Source organism: Cryobacterium frigoriphilum (genome assembly GCF_004403305.1).
GTDB classification, from domain to species: domain Bacteria; phylum Actinomycetota; class Actinomycetes; order Actinomycetales; family Microbacteriaceae; genus Cryobacterium; species Cryobacterium frigoriphilum.
Map to the genome: position 1 here is coordinate 136901 of NZ_SOHE01000016.1, position 13975 is coordinate 150875.

Sequence of the window (13975 nt, forward strand, 5' to 3'; positions counted from 1 at the left end):
CCCAGAGATTCGGTGCGCTTCTCGCGAGAGCGGATGAATCGTCGGTCTGAGCCGCTCATGGCGACGATTCACCCGCTCTCACGGGGCGTGGGCGGGCCGTGGGCGGGCCGCAGCTCAGGCGTCGCGGCGGATCCAGCGGAACGTGGCACGGCTGACCACGAGGCCCACCACGAGCCAGACCCCGAGGGCGCCGGCGACCCAGATCAGGTCCCAGGAGCCGGTCTGCTCTGCGGCCGCGAAGCTGTCGGGCAGGAACACCGAACGCATGCCCTGCGCCATCCACTTGAGCGGAAACACGCTCGCGAGGTTCTGCATCCACTCGGGCAGCGCGGTGAACTGCAGGTACACGCCCGAGATGAACTGCAGCACGAGCACCACCGGAATCACGACGGCCGTCGCGCTCTTGCCCGAGCGCGGCACCGAGGCGAGCGCTATGCCGAGGAAGGCGCTCGTGATCACGCCGAACAGAAACACCCAGGCGAACGTCGCCCACTTCTCGGGATCGCTCGGCAGCTCGATGTTCAGCAGCACCCGCGCGACGAGCAGCAACAGCCCGGCCTGCAGGATCGCGGTCACGAAGACCTGCCCGATCTTGCCCATGAAGTAGCTCAGCGGCGACAGCGGGGTTCCGCCGAGGCGTTTGAGGGTGCCGTCGCTCTTCTCCCCGGCGATGTCCACGGCGAGGTTCTGCACTCCCGAAAGCAACATGCCGGCGGCGAGCATGCCCGGCAGGTAGTAGGCGCCGACGCTGACGCCGCCGGTGCCGTCGGGGTTGGTGCCGATATTGCCCGCGGCGCTGAACGCGGCGGTGAAGATGCCGAGCATGATGAAGGGAAAGAAGAACGTGAAGAACAGGGTGTCGGGGGAGCGAAAGTACAGTCGTGTTTCGTAACCGATGCGGGAAACCCCCAGGCGCACGGTGGTTGCGGCCGCGGAGCGGGGCCTGACGGGACTCGGGGTGGTGGTGGTGGTCATGCGCGCACGTCCTTCTCGCTGAGGTCGGCGGCCGCGTCGGCCCCGACCGGTGTTGCGTGCGCCAGGGTCTGGGCCTCGTCGCTGCGCACGAGGGCGAGGTACACGTCTTCGAGGCTCGGCCTGATCACCTCGAGGTCATCGGGTTCGGCGCCATCGGCGGCGGAGATCAGCTGCGCGACCAGGCGGGCCGGGGCATCCGTGCGCTGTTCGCGCACCTGGCCTGTTGCGTCACGCCAGCGCACAAGCGGCACGCGGGCGTCGGCGCCGCCGAGCTCATCGATGGGCCCGATATCGATGAGCCGGCCGCCGGCGATGATGCCGGCCCGGTCACCGAGCTGTGCGGCCTCGTCGAGGTAGTGCGTGGTGAGCAGGATCGTGGTGCCCTCGGCCTTCAACTGGCGGATGAGGTGCCAGAACTGGTGCCGGGCCTCGGGGTCGAAGCCGGTGGTCGGTTCGTCGAGAAAAAGCAGCTCGGGGCGTCCGATGATGCCGAGCGCAACATCCACTCTCCGGCGTTGCCCGCCGGAGAGCTTGCTGATGCGGGTCTTCGCCTTCTCGCGCAGGCCGGCGGCATCGATGACCTCGTCGACGTCGCGCGGATTCGGGTAGAAGCCGGCGAAGTGGCGGAGTTGCTCGGTGACGGTCACGGTGCCGGATTCGCCGCTTGTCTGCAGCACGATGCCGAGGCGGGCCTTCCACTCCAGGCCGCCGCGGTGCGGGTCGACGCCGAGCACACTGACCTCGCCGGAATCGCGGCCGCGGTAGCCCTCGAGAATCTCGATGGTCGTGCTCTTGCCGGCTCCGTTGGGGCCCAGCAGCGCGAAGGTTTCACCGGCGGCAATCGAGAAGCTGATGCCGCGCACGGCCTCGACGCCGCCATAGGACTTGCGCAGGTCGCGTACACGCACGACCGGGGATGTGGTTGTCATGGGTCCAGAATCCCACCAGAGCGCAGCCGTGACTAGCCGCCTACCGGAGGAGGGCGGCATCCCCCGATCGATGGATGCCCCGAGCGGCCCGAACCGGCCGCGAGAGCGGGTGAATCGTCGGTATCAGCAGCTCAGACCGACGATTCACCCGCTCTCGCGGAAGGAAACGGCGGCGCGGGCGGGGAGGGGCGTCAGGAGGCGAAGAGGCGCTGCAGGCGACCGATGCCCTCGAGCAGCAAGGCGTCGCCGAGGGCGTACGACAGGCGCAGGAACCCGCTCGGCCCGAAGGCCTCGCCGGGAACCGCGGCGACCTCGGCCTGGTCGAGAATCAGGTCGGCGAGTTCGAGCGAGGTCGTCGGGGTGACGCCGCCCCAGGTGCGGCCGAGCAGGCCGGTCACGTCGGGGTAGACGTAGAACGCGCCCTGCGGGGTGGGCGTCGTGATGCCGTCGATCTTGTTCAGTTCGGTGACCATCAGGTGTCGGCGTCGGTCGAAGGCCTCCCGAAACGCGATCGAGGCGTCTTGCGGGCCGTTCAGGGCGGCGATTCCGGCGCGCTGGGAGATGTTGGAGACGTTGGACGTGAGGTGTGACTGCAGGTTCGACGCGGCCTTCATCGCATCGAGCGGGCCGACCATCCAGCCCAGGCGCCAGCCCGTCATGGCGTAGGTCTTGGCGACGCCGTTCACGAGAATGGTGCGGTCGGCCAGCGCCGGAACGGCCTCGACGATCGAGGTTGCACCCGTGGACGGGGCATAAGTGAGGTTCTGGTAGATCTCGTCGGAGATGACCCACAGGCCGTGCTCCTCGGCCCAGAGTCCGATGTCGCGGGTCTGCTCCGGCGAATACACGGCGCCGGTCGGGTTCGACGGGCTGACGAAGAGCAGCACCTTGCTGCGCGGGGTGCGGGCTGCCTCGAGCTGTTCGACGGTCACGAGGTAGCCCTGGTCGCTGCCGGCGAAGACGTTCACCGGCACGCCGCCCGCGAGCGTGATGGCCTCGGGGTAGGTGGTCCAGTACGGCGTGGGCACGATGACCTCGTCACCCGGGTCGAGCAGGGTCTGGAAGGCCTGATAGACGGCCTGCTTGCCGCCGTTGGTGATGACCACCTGGTTCGCGGTGACCGCGAGCTTGCTGTCGCGCAGAGTCTTGGCGACCACGGCCTCGCGCATTTCGGGCAGCCCGGCCGCCGGCGTGTACCGGTAGTTCTTCGGGTCCTGCACGGCCGCGGCGGCGGCATCCACGATGTGCTGGGGGGTCAGAAAGTCGGGCTCGCCGGCCGCGAAGCTGATCACGGGGCGCCCCGCCGCCTGCAGGGCCTTGGCCTTTCCGTCGACTTTGAGGGTCGCCGACTCCGCAATGGAGCCGATCCGGGTAGAAATCCGCTTGAGTTCGTGTGCCACGCTACGAGCATACGGCGCGGGCCAGCGGATGCCTACGGCCCGCACCGCGGGCCGCCCCGGTCGCTGCGCCGGCTGGCCCTCGGCTTGCCGCCAGCTTGCCTCCAGCTTTACATGGTCACCCCGGGTGACCTAGACTGGCTGAAGGTAGTTGAAGTCTGCCAAACTTTTTTGCGCCCTTTTCACTCGGGTGCGGCGGGTGGCTCAGATTTCTCTCCATAGGGTGGTGGCTCAATTGGTAGAGCAGCGGTCTCCAAAACCGCAGGTTGCAGGTTCGAGTCCTGTCCGCCCTGCAAGCCGGTGGTAAATCTGTCGGCCCAGGAAAGGTGTGACTGGTGGCCCGAAAAGTTGTCGACGAACCCAGCGAGGAAGTCGTCGCGAACGCGAAGATTGCCCGCGACGCCAAACGTGGACCCTTCGCCCGGCTGTCCTTGTTCTTCAAACAGGTCATTGCCGAACTGAAGAAGGTCGTCACCCCGACCCGGAAAGAACTTTTCAGCTACACCGGCGTCGTGCTGGTCTTCGTGGTCATCATGATGGCCATCGTGTCCGGATTCGACTGGGTGTTCGCCCTCGTCGTGACGTATGTGTTCGGAACGCCGAGCTAACACTGCCCTGGCCCGGGCCTAACCGCCGTGGCCGCAGCCGCTCCGCCCCGAACGATAGACGAACAATCGATTGACGAACAATAGAGAAGGATTGAATTTTAGTGACTGAGACGAAGCACGACGATGTCGACTGGGCGACCGCTGCCGAGCAGTCCTCCGAAGAGGACGAAGCGCAGGAGGGCAACACCCTCGCTGCCGCCGAAGACTCCGTAGAGGCCTCCGAAGAAGCCGCCGTTCACGTCATCGACGAGTCCGCCGGGGTAGAGGTCAACCTCGACGCCGCACTTGACGCGCTCGCCGAGTCCACCGATCCCGAAGCCGACGCGATCGTCGACGACGCACTCGACATCGATTCCGCCGACGAGGCCGACGCCTCCGTCGAAGCCGTTACCGATGAAGAAGAGACCGTCGAAGCAGACGCCGCCGACGCCGAGCCGGCCGAGGTCGACCCGTACGCTGCGTTCCGCGCCGAACTGCGCATGATGCCCGGCAAGTGGTTCGTCATCCACTCCTACGCCGGCTTCGAGCGTCGTGTGAAGTCGAACATCGAGAACCGCAAGCAGTCACTCGGCATGGAAGATTTCATCTACCAGTGCGAGGTCCCGATGGAAGACGTCGTCGAGATCAAGAACGGCCAGCGCAAGATGGTCACCCGCGTGCGCATCCCCGGATACGTGCTCGTGCGCATGGACCTCAACGAGGACAGCTGGTCGGTTGTTCGTCACACCCCCGGTGTCACGGGCTTCGTGGGCAACGCCCACAACCCGACCCCGCTGCGCTTCGAAGAGTCCTTCGGCATGCTCAAGGGCCTCGTCGAGATCGCCGAAGCTCCGGTAAGCAAGTCCGGCACCCCCGGCAAGAGCGCCCAGCGCGTCATCGCCGCGGAGATCGACTACGAGATCGGCGAGACCATCACGATCAAGGAGGGCTCGTTCGCGGGTCTGCCCGGCACGATCAACGAGATCAAGCCCGAGAGCGGCAAGCTCATCGTGCTCGTCTCGCTCTTCGAGCGCGAAACCCCGGTCGAGCTCAGCTTCGACCAGGTCACCAAGCTTTAGCCGGGTAGCCGACGGATGCCCCGCGCCGGGGCATCCGTCGGCTCACGGTTTACACACCACCGGGGCCCATCCGGGCCACCGGGAGAGCAGTTCGTCTGCTCGAACATCACAACGTAAGGAAGAACAATGGCACCGAAGAAGAAGGTTACCGGTCTGATCAAGCTTCAGATCAAGGCCGGCGCCGCGAACCCCGCACCCCCCATCGGCCCGGCCCTCGGCCAGCACGGTGTGAACATCATGGAGTTCTGCAAGGCGTACAACGCAGCGACCGAAGCCCAGCGCGGCAACGTCATCCCCGTCGAGATCACCGTCTACGACGACCGCTCCTTCACCTTCATCCTGAAGACCCCGCCCGCCGCGGAGCTCATCAAGAAGGCCGCCGGAGTCGCCAAGGGCAGCGGAACCCCGCACACCGTCAAGGTTGCCAAGCTCACGCAGGCCCAGGTTCGCGAAATCGCCGAGATGAAGATGGTTGACCTCAACGCCAACGACATCGACGCCGCCGCGAAGATCATCGCAGGAACCGCCCGCTCCATGGGCGTTACGGTCGAGGCTTAATCTCGACATCCCCCGGGTGACAACAAGTCACTCGTTAGCAGTTCGTGGAAGAGCCTGCCAGGTTCACGAAAACCACATTCCCCAGTACAGGAGATTCACCATGGCAACAAAGTCAAAGGCCTACCGCGCCTCTGCCGAGAAAATCGGCGAAGACACGTTCTACACCCCCGCAGCAGCCGTCGCGCTCGCCAAGGAAACCGGCTCCGCCAAGTTCAACTCGACCGTTGAGGTCGCCCTGCGCCTCGGCGTCGACCCCCGCAAGGCAGACCAGATGGTTCGCGGAACCGTCATTTTGCCCCACGGCACCGGCCGCACCGCCCGCGTCATCGTCTTCGCAACCGGCCCCGCCGCCGAAGCAGCAATCGCAGCCGGCGCCGACGAGGTTGGTGGCGACGAGCTCATCGAGAAGGTAGCCGCCGGTTACACCTCCTTCGACTCCGCCGTGTCGACCCCCGAGCTCATGGGTAAGGTCGGTCGTCTCGGAAAGGTCCTCGGCCCGCGTGGCCTCATGCCGAACCCGAAGACCGGCACCGTGACGCCCGACGTCGCCAAGGCCGTGTCCGACATCAAGGGCGGAAAGATCGAATTCCGCGTTGACAAGCACTCCAACGTGCACTTCGTCGTTGGCAAGGCGTCGTTCTCCGTTGAGCAGCTCAACGAGAACATCTCCGCCGCCCTCGAAGAGGTCGTTCGCCTGAAGCCGAGCTCTTCCAAGGGCCGTTACATCACCAAGGGCGTCGTCTCGACGACCTTCGGCCCGGGCATCCAGCTCGACGTCAACAGCATCTAAGTAATACTTCGAAAGCAGGGCCCGTCTTCGGACGGGCCCTGCTTTTTTGTGTCCCGCTGGTTGAGCAGCGAGGGGCGAGCGTGTCGAAACCGGGTGAGCCGACCTCGAGGATCGGCGTGCGGGGTTTCGACCAGCGCGCTGCGCGCGCAGGCTCAACCAGCGAGGGGCGAGCGTGTCGAAACCCGGCGGGCCGATCCTCAGAGCCTGGGGTCAGCCGATGTAGCTCATGACGTGCTTGAGCCGGGTGTAGTCCTCGAGGCCGTACATCGAGAGGTCCTTGCCGTAGCCGGAGTGCTTGAAGCCGCCGTGCGGCATCTCGGCCACGAGCGGAATGTGTGTGTTGATCCAGACGCAGCCGAAGTCGAGGTTCTTCGCCATGCGCATCGCGGTGCCGTGGTTGCTCGTCCAGACGGATGACGCCAGCCCGTACTGCACATCGTTCGCCCAGGTCAGTGCCTGCGCCTCGTCGGTGAACTTCTGCGCCGTGATGACGGGGCCGAAGATCTCGTTCTGCACCGCCGCATCCGCTTGCCGCAGGTTGGCGACGATGGTCGCCTCGTGAAAGTAGCCGCGCGTGCCCTGGCGGTGACCGCCGAGCGCGAGCGTGGCATGGTCGGGCAGGCCCGCAACAACGGCCTCGACCCGGGCGAGCTGGTCGGCGCTCGACAACGCGCCGTACAGAATGTCCTCCTCGAGCGGTGCGCCGGTGCGGGCGTTGTCGCGGGAGTACTCGGCGAGGGCGGCGACGAACTCGTCGTGGATGCCCTCCTGAACGAGCAGCCGGGTGGCGGCGGTGCAGTCCTGGCCGCCGTTGTAGAAGGCGGCGGCGCTGATGCCGGCGACGGCCAGCTCGATGTCGGCGTCGTTGAAGACGATCACCGGGGCCTTACCGCCGAGTTCCAGGTGTACGCGCTTCACGTCGAGGGCCGCCGCGCCGGCGACCTCCATGCCGGCCCGCACCGATCCGGTGATCGAGACCAACTGCGGCACCGGGTTGGTGACCAGCGCGCGGCCGGTACTGCGGTCGCCGGTCACGACATTGAACGTACCGGCGGGCAGAAACTCGGCGGCGATCTCGGCCATCAGCAGGGTGGAGACCGGGGTGGAGTCCGACGGCTTCAGCACGACGGTATTGCCGGCGGCGAGGGCGGGAGCGATCTTCCACATCGCCATCATCATCGGGTAGTTCCACGGCGTGACCTGGCCGACGACGCCGATCGGCTCTCGCCGCACGAACGAGGTGTGGTCCTTCATATACTCGCCGCCGGACTTGCCCTCGAGCAGGCGGGCGGCGCCGGCGAAGAAGCGCAGCTGGTCGACCATCATGTCAACCTCTTCGGCGACGAGGTTCGGGCGGGGCTTGCCGGTGTTCTCGCTCTCCACATCGGCGAGTTCCTCCGAGCGGCCTTCGAGCGCGTCGGCGAATTTCAGCAGCGCGTGCTGGCGCTGGCCCGGGGTGGTGTCGCCCCAGGTCTCGAAGGCGGTGGCCGCCGCCGAGTACGCGTCAGCGACATCCGCTTCGCTCGAAATCGGGCTGTGGGCGTAAACCTCTTCGGTCGCCGGGTTGATGATGTCGAGTTGCTCGGTCGCGCTCGACGCAACGTAGTCGCCGTTCACGAAATTCTGGAGTTCACGGATTTGCATAACTGACCTTTCGAGGCATCGTTGACCGCTGAAGACTGTAGGCCGACGATACCCCAGATCGCTCGCGCAGAAGGGGCCTCGGACGGGGGGAGCGCCCGGCACGTTCCCGAAACAATCCCGCAACAGGGCGGCAGTACGCTCGCATCATGGTTGACCTGTTCGCCGGTTACGGCGCCACTGCACGAGAACGTTCCCGGCGCGGCGCGCCCACGGCGTGGGACGAAATGTTCCCCGACCCGACCTCGCTGACGCCGCTGGAGACCCGCGCCGCCTATAAGGACGTCTTCGGCGCCCTGGCGCGCATGACCCAGGAAGATTTACGCGGGCGAGCGGATGCCCTGGCGGATTCTTACCTAGCCCAGGGCGTCACGTTCGACTTCGCCGGCGAAGAGCGGCCGTTTCCGCTCGATGCCGTGCCGCGCGTCATCGAACAACAGGAATGGATCGGGGTCGAGGCCGGCATCAAACAGCGCGTCCTCGCGCTCGAGGCCTTTCTCGACGACATCTACGGGCCGCAGGCCGCGGTGCGCGACGGAGTGATCCCGGCGGCGCTGATCAGCTCCTCGAAGCATTTCCATCGGCAGGCAGCCGGCATCGTCTCGGCGAACAACGTGCGCATCCAGGTCTCGGGCATCGACCTGATTCGCGACGAAAAGGGGGCCTGGCGAGTACTCGAAGACAACGTGCGGGTGCCGAGCGGCGTCAGCTACGTCATCTCCAACCGGCGGGTGATGGCGCAGACACTGCCCGAACTGTTCTCGTCGATGCGCATCCGCCCGGTCGGCGACTATCCCAACAAACTGCTGCAGGCCCTGCGCGCGTGCGCCCCGGCCGGCGGTGACGACCCCAACATCGTGGTGCTGACCCCGGGCATCTACAACTCCGCCTACTTCGAACACACCCTGCTGGCCCGCCTGATGGGCGTGGAACTGGTCGAGGGCCGCGACCTGTTCTGCTCGGGCGGCAAGGTCTGGATGCGCACGACCGCCGGCCCGACCCGGGTCGACGTGATCTACCGGCGGGTCGACGACGAGTTTCTCGACCCGCTGCAGTTTCGGGCCGACTCGCAGCTTGGCTCACCGGGAATCATGCTCGCCGCCCGGCTCGGCAACGTCACGATCGCCAACGCGGTCGGCAACGGCGTCGCCGACGACAAGCTCGTGTACACCTACCTGCCCGACCTCATCAAGTACTACCTGGGGCAGGAGGCGATTCTGCCCAACGTCGACACCTGGCGCCTCGAAGACCCGGGCGCCCTCGAAGAGGTGCTCGACCGCCTCGACGAACTCGTCGTGAAACCGGTCGACGGTTCCGGCGGCAAGGGCCTGGTCGTCGGCCCGGCCGCCTCGAAGACCGAGCTGGCCGCCCTGCGCGCGCAGCTCATCACGGATCCGCGCGGCTGGATCGCCCAGCCCGTCGTGCAGCTCTCGACCATCCCGACGCTCGTCGACGACGGCCTCCGGCCCCGCCACGCCGACCTGCGGCCCTTCGCGGTCAACGACGGCAGCGACGTCTGGGTGCTGCCCGGCGGCCTGACCCGGGTCGCGCTGCCCGAGGGGGAACTCGTCGTGAACTCCAGCCAGGGCGGCGGCTCGAAGGACACCTGGGTGCTGGGCCTGGAACGCGACTTCGTGACCGGATCCGACATGGACAGTGCCCGTGACAGTGACAGTGCCCACGACATCGCCGGCCTCGTGGCCGAGCAGGCCGCGAACACCCACGGCACGCCGACCCAGTCGATTCCCGTCATTGGCCACACGAGCGGCCAAACCGTCGATCACTCGCCGGAAGACCGTCCGCGAGACCGCGACCAGCAGGAGCAACAGCAGCAGTCGCGGCAGCAACCCACCCCGGAGGTCAGCACATGCTGAGTCGCATCGCCGAAAGCTTGTTCTGGATCGGGCGGTACATTGAGCGCAGCGACGGTACCGCGCGCATCCTCGACGTGCACCTGCAGCTGCTGCTCGAAGACCCGTGGATCGAAGAGAACCTCGCCTGCCGCTCGCTGCTGCAGCTGATGGGTTCGGAGGTTCCGCGGCAGCAGGGCCTCACGCGGCAAGACGTGCTGGCGAGCCTCGCGATCGACCGCAACAACGCCGCATCCATCGCCTTTTCGCTCGAATCGGCGCGCGAGAACGCCCGTCGGGCGCGGGAGATCGTGCCGACCGAGCTGTGGGAATGCCTCAACACGACCAAGGTGCGCATGCCGCGCCGGGTCGCGATCGAGAAGACCCACGACTATTTCGCCTGGGTGCGCGAGCGCGCCGCCCTCGCGGTGGGAATCGTCGAATCCGGGTCGAGCCGCGACGAAGCCTGGCACTTTTTCACCCTCGGCCGCAGCCTGGAGCAGGCCGATATGACCGCCCGACTGCTGTCGACCCGCTCGCTCACGCAAGACAGCGGGCCGTCGTGGACGACCATTCTGCGTTCCTGCGGCGCCTACGAGTCGTACCTGCGCACCTACCGCGGGGTGCCGTCGGCGCACAACGCGGCCGAATACCTGCTGCTCGACCGGCTGTTTCCGCGTTCGATCCTGTACTCCGTGTCCCGCGCCGAGCAGTGCCTGCGCGAGATGGAACCGCGCACCGACCGCATCGGGGTCAGCGACCGGGCCCAGCGCATTCTGGGCCGCATCCGCAGCCAGCTCGAGTATCGGCCGGTCGCCGACGTGCTCGTCGAGCTGCCGGACCAGATGGAGGTCGTGCAGAAGGCCATCAGCACGGCCTCGGAGGCCATCGCGGAGCGGTACTTTCCGACCCACGCCACCCCCACCTGGACGGGAGAAGCGTCGTGAACCGGCTGCGCGTGCGCCACACCACCGGCTATCGCTACCAGGGCGAGGTCGCCGCGTCGTATAACGAGGCGCGGATGCTGCCGGTCAGCTCGGCCGATCAGTTCGTGCTGCACTCGCACCTCGAGATCTCCCCGGTGTCGAGCAATCACACCTACCTCGATTACTGGGGCACCCGGGTGTCGTCGTTCGAGGTGCTGGTGCCGCACGAAGAGCTCACCCTGAGCGCCAACAGCCTCGTTGAGGTGCGGCCGCGGGCACACCACACGGAGGACGTGCCGTGGGACGCCCTCGCGGCCATGACCGCGCGGTCGACGAGTTCGGTCGAGCACACCTGGCAGACCAAGTTGACCGATCCGACGACGGATGTCGCGCAGCTCGCCGCCGAGATCGCGCGTCGGCACTCGAGTCCCACCGACGCGGCGCTCGACATCTGCTCCGTGATCGGCGACCGCATGCAGTACGTGCAGGGCGTCACCGGCGTGCACTCGACCGCGAAGGAAGCTTGGACCGACAAGCGCGGAGTGTGCCAGGACATCACCCACATTGCTCTCGGCGCGCTGCGCTCGGTCGGCATTCCGGCCCGCTATGTCTCGGGCTACCTGCACCCGCGGCCCGAGGCGGAGATCGGCGAGACGGTAACGGGGGAGTCACACGCCTGGGTCGAGTGGTACTGCGGTGAGTGGCGGGGCTTCGACCCCACCAACCTGATCGACATCGGCGACCGGCACGTGGGGGTGGGCCGCGGCCGGGACTACAACGACGTGGCTCCGCTGCGCGGCGTGTACGCCGGGTCCTCGGGGTCTCAGCTCTTCGTGACGGTCGAGATCACCCGCGAGGGCTAGCGTTCACGGCACCCGCTGGTCCCGCTGGTCCCGCTGGTCCCGCTGGTTGAGCCTGCGCGCGTAGCGCGCTGGTCGAAACCTGGCGAGCCGACCCTCGGACTGTGGGTCGGCTTGCGGGGTTTCGACCGTTCGTGCCTCGCGGCTCAACCAGCGGTGGTCTCCTGCTGGTTGAGCCTGCGCGCATAGCGCGCTGGTCGAAACCTGGCGAGCCGACCCTCGGACTGTAGGTCGGCTCGGGGGGTATCGACCGCTCGTGCCTCGCGGCTCAACCGGCGGTGGTCTCCTGCTGGTTGAGCCTGCGCGCATAGCGCGCTGGTCGAAACCTGGCGAGCTGGCCCTCGGACTGTAGGTCGTCTTGCGGGGTTTCGACCGCTCGTGCCTCGCGGCTCAACCGGCGGTGGTCTCTCGCTGGTTGAGCCTGCGCGCATAGCGCGCTGGTCGAAACCTGGCGAGCCGACCCTCGGACTCTGGGCCGGCTCGGGGGGATTCGACCGCTCGTGCCTCGCGGCTCAACCGGCGGTGGTCTCTCGCTGGTTGAGCCTGCGCGCGTAGCGCGCTGGTCGAAACCTGGCGAGCCGACCCTCGGACTGTAGGTCGGCTCGCGGGGTTTCGACCGCTCGTGCCTCGCGGCTCAACCAGCGGTGGTCTCCTGCTGGTTGAGCCTGCGCGCGTAGCGCGCTGGTCGAAACCTGGCGAGCCGACCCTCGGACTCTAGGTCGGCTCGCGGGGTTTCGACCGCTCGTGCCTCGCGGCTCGACCAGCGGGGCGGCAACGGTGGGTGGGGCGGCACTCAGTGCGGGGCGTGGGCCTCGAGAAACTGGTAGACCTCGGTCTGGTCGACGCCCGGAAACGTGCCGGTGGGCAGCGCGGCGAGCAGGCTCGTCGGGGTGCGGGCCGCCGGCCAGGACTGGCCGGCCCAGCGGTCGGCGAGGTCGCCGGGGGCGCGGCGGCAGCAGGACTCGTCGGGGCACTTCGACACCTCGCGGTGCGGGGTCTCCCGGCCACGGAACCACTTGACGTGGTCGAACGGCACGCCCACGCTCACCGAGTATTCGCCCTCCTTGGCCTTTTCGACCCGGGCGGTGCACCAGAAGGTACCGGTCGGCGTGTCGGTGTACTGGTACCAGGCGCTGAACCGGTCGGGCACGTCGAACACCGTGCGCGCGGTCCAGCTGCGGCACACCGTGGTGCCTTCGACCGCGCCGAGGGCGTCGCTCGGAAACCGCACCGAGTCGTTCTCGTAGGCCTTGATGATCGTGCCCGACTCGTGCACCTTCATGAAGTGCACCGGAATGTCGAGCCGCGCGGTTGCGAGGTTGGTGAAGCGGTGCGCGGCCGTCTCATAGGAGACGGCGAAGGCATCCCGCAGGTCCTCCATCGAGATGCGCCGCAGGGTCTTGGCCTCGGTCAACATGCGCACCGCGTCGCGTTCGGGCAGCAGAATGGCCGCGGTCAGGTAATTGGTCTCCACCCGCTGCCGCAGAAATTCCGCGTAATTTTCGGGCTCTTTGTGCGCGCAGAGGTGGCTCGCGAAGGCCTGCACGATGGGGGAGCGGGAGTCCCGCGACGAGGAACGCTCGGTCGGCAGGTAGATGCGTCCGTTGCGCTTGTCGGTCACCGTGCGCGTTGAGTGCGGCAGATCGTTCACGTAGTGCAGTGAATAGCCGAGATGGTCGGCCATGTCGGCGATGTCCTGCTGCGAGACCGGCCCGCCCGAATGGCCGACCGCTGCGAGCAGCTCGAGGGCCTGCGCTTCGAGCTCCGGAAAGTAATTGTCCTGTTCCCGCATGATTCCGCGCAGCTGCGCGTTGGCGCGGCGTGCCTCTTCCGGGGTCGCCACGCGCTCCCGGTGCAGCCGGTCGATCTCGTTGTGCAGACTCAGGATCGTCTGCAGGGTATCGTCGCTCTGCCCCTTGCTGACCCGGATGCGCGGCAGGCCGAGCGCCTCGAAGACCGGCCCGCGCACCGCGCGTTCCACCGCGATCTCGAGTGCCGCGCGCGGAGAAGAAACCTCCGTGGTCAATAGCTCGTCGAGCGTCGTGCCGAGGGCGATGGCGATCGTGCGCAGCATCGACAGGCGCGGCTCCCGCTTACCGTTCTCGATCATCGACACCTGCGAGGGGGCGCGATCGATCGCGGTCGCGAGGGCGTCGAGCGTCATGCGGCGCTCGGTGCGCAGTTCGCGGATGCGCCGGCCCAGCGTGAGCGCGTCGAGCGCCGGTTCGTCGGCGGGTACGGAGAGGGCCGCCAGGGCGGTGGGATCTGCGGTGATCACGATTCGATCTTCGTCATGGTTCAGTGTTGCACGAGAAAACGCCGAAGTGGCAAAAGTTTCGCCGATCAGAAGAATTGAATTGTTTCTGTCTCGATTTGGCCCGCG

General features: G+C 67.1%; 12 protein-coding genes and 1 tRNA gene. 8 read left to right on the plus strand and 5 right to left on the minus strand.

Going from position 1 to position 13975, the window contains the following annotated elements:
* Window positions 1-114: 114 nt before the first annotated feature.
* The 3 genes from E3T55_RS03545 to E3T55_RS03555 all read right to left on the minus strand — a co-directional run bounded on the left by E3T55_RS03545 (window position 115) and on the right by E3T55_RS03555 (window position 3304).
* Window positions 115-975, minus strand: a complete 861-nt coding sequence (locus E3T55_RS03545; RefSeq protein ID WP_134518183.1) for an ABC transporter permease — start codon at window positions 973-975, stop codon at window positions 115-117.
* Window positions 972-1904: an ABC transporter ATP-binding protein gene (locus E3T55_RS03550; protein ID WP_134518184.1), complete on the minus strand. Its 933-nt coding sequence runs from the start codon at window positions 1902-1904 to the stop codon at window positions 972-974. Before E3T55_RS03550 ends, E3T55_RS03545 begins: the two co-directional genes overlap by 4 nt.
* A 191-nt stretch (window positions 1905-2095) precedes the next feature.
* Window positions 2096-3304, minus strand: coding sequence for a pyridoxal phosphate-dependent aminotransferase (locus E3T55_RS03555; protein ID WP_134518185.1), 1209 nt, complete (start codon window positions 3302-3304; stop codon window positions 2096-2098).
* 217 nt (window positions 3305-3521) lie between these two features.
* Between E3T55_RS03555 and E3T55_RS03560 the strand changes: the two genes are divergently transcribed.
* From E3T55_RS03560 to rplA, 5 genes are all read left to right on the plus strand, one after another.
* Window positions 3522-3594, plus strand: a tRNA-Trp gene (locus tag E3T55_RS03560).
* Window positions 3595-3636: 42 nt separating this feature from the next.
* Window positions 3637-3909 carry a preprotein translocase subunit SecE gene (gene secE, locus E3T55_RS03565; protein ID WP_134518186.1) on the plus strand — a complete coding sequence of 91 codons (273 nt, stop codon included), beginning with the start codon at window positions 3637-3639 and terminating at the stop codon, window positions 3907-3909.
* Window positions 3910-4010: 101 nt separating this feature from the next.
* Window positions 4011-4967, plus strand: coding sequence for a transcription termination/antitermination protein NusG (gene nusG, locus E3T55_RS03570; RefSeq protein ID WP_134518187.1), 957 nt, complete (start codon window positions 4011-4013; stop codon window positions 4965-4967).
* A 126-nt stretch (window positions 4968-5093) separates the two neighbouring features.
* A complete protein-coding gene (gene rplK, locus E3T55_RS03575; RefSeq protein ID WP_134518188.1) occupies window positions 5094-5525 on the plus strand; it encodes a 50S ribosomal protein L11 in 432 nt (143 codons plus the stop codon).
* 100 nt (window positions 5526-5625) lie between these two features.
* On the plus strand, window positions 5626-6315 hold the full coding sequence (gene rplA, locus E3T55_RS03580) for a 50S ribosomal protein L1 (RefSeq protein ID WP_134518189.1): 690 nt from the start codon (window positions 5626-5628) through the stop codon (window positions 6313-6315).
* A 210-nt stretch (window positions 6316-6525) separates the two neighbouring features.
* Here the strand turns inward: rplA and E3T55_RS03585 are convergent, their stop codons facing one another.
* A complete protein-coding gene (locus E3T55_RS03585; RefSeq protein ID WP_134518190.1) occupies window positions 6526-7959 on the minus strand; it encodes an aminobutyraldehyde dehydrogenase in 1434 nt (477 codons plus the stop codon).
* Between the two features lie 146 nt (window positions 7960-8105).
* Between E3T55_RS03585 and E3T55_RS03590 the strand changes: the two genes are divergently transcribed.
* From E3T55_RS03590 to E3T55_RS03600, 3 genes are read left to right on the plus strand one after another with little or no spacing between them, the layout of a single operon-like run.
* Window positions 8106-9830, plus strand: coding sequence for a circularly permuted type 2 ATP-grasp protein (locus E3T55_RS03590; protein ID WP_134518191.1), 1725 nt, complete (start codon window positions 8106-8108; stop codon window positions 9828-9830).
* Entirely contained in the window at window positions 9824-10753 is a 930-nt protein-coding gene (locus E3T55_RS03595; RefSeq protein WP_134518192.1) for an alpha-E domain-containing protein, read from the plus strand. Before E3T55_RS03590 ends, E3T55_RS03595 begins: the two co-directional genes overlap by 7 nt.
* Window positions 10750-11595, plus strand: a complete 846-nt coding sequence (locus E3T55_RS03600; protein WP_134518193.1) for a transglutaminase family protein — start codon at window positions 10750-10752, stop codon at window positions 11593-11595. The genes E3T55_RS03595 and E3T55_RS03600 overlap by 4 nt, the downstream gene beginning before the upstream one ends.
* A gap of 790 nt (window positions 11596-12385) precedes the next feature.
* Here E3T55_RS03600 and E3T55_RS03605 read toward each other — a convergent pair.
* Complete coding sequence (locus E3T55_RS03605; protein ID WP_241992855.1) at window positions 12386-13867, minus strand: helix-turn-helix transcriptional regulator; 1482 nt, start codon at window positions 13865-13867, stop codon at window positions 12386-12388.
* Window positions 13868-13975: the final 108 nt, after the last annotated feature.